Raw genomic sequence first — 437 nt, forward strand, 5'->3', positions numbered from 1 at the left:
AAAAAGAGAGAGAAAAGAGAAGAGGAGGAGGAAGAGGAAGAGGGGGAGAAGAGAAAGGAGGAGGAAAGAAGGGGGGGGGGAAAAAAAGAGAAGAGGGAAGAAAAAGGAGAGAAAAGAGGAAAGGGAGAGGAGGAGAGAGGAAAGGGGAAAGAGAAAGAAAGAGAAAGGGAAGAAAGAAGAGGAAAGGAGGAGGAGAAAGGAAGGGGAAGAGAGGGAAGAAGAAGAAAAGGAAAGAAGGGGGAAAGAAGGAGGGGAAAGGGAGAAAGAGGAGAGGAAAAAAGGAAGGAGGGGGAGGAAGGGAGAAGGAGAGGGAGGAAACGAGAAGGACACAGAGGAGGAAGAGGAGAGCAGGGGGGAAAGGGGAGGGAGAGAGAAAGAGGGAAAGAGAAAGGGAGAGAAAAGAGGGAAGGGAAGGAAAGAGGGAAGAGAAAGGGAGA

1 protein-coding gene is annotated in these 437 nt (G+C 49.9%); it reads left to right on the forward strand.

What is annotated here, in order from left to right; genetic code table 11:
• The coding region (locus WLY71_RS31720; protein ID WP_347806589.1) for a hypothetical protein at positions 1-437 on the forward strand (437 nt) is incomplete at both ends.

It is taken from the genome of Pseudomonas rossensis (assembly GCF_039888995.1).
Classification (GTDB): Bacteria; Pseudomonadota; Gammaproteobacteria; order Pseudomonadales; family Pseudomonadaceae; genus Aquipseudomonas; species Aquipseudomonas rossensis.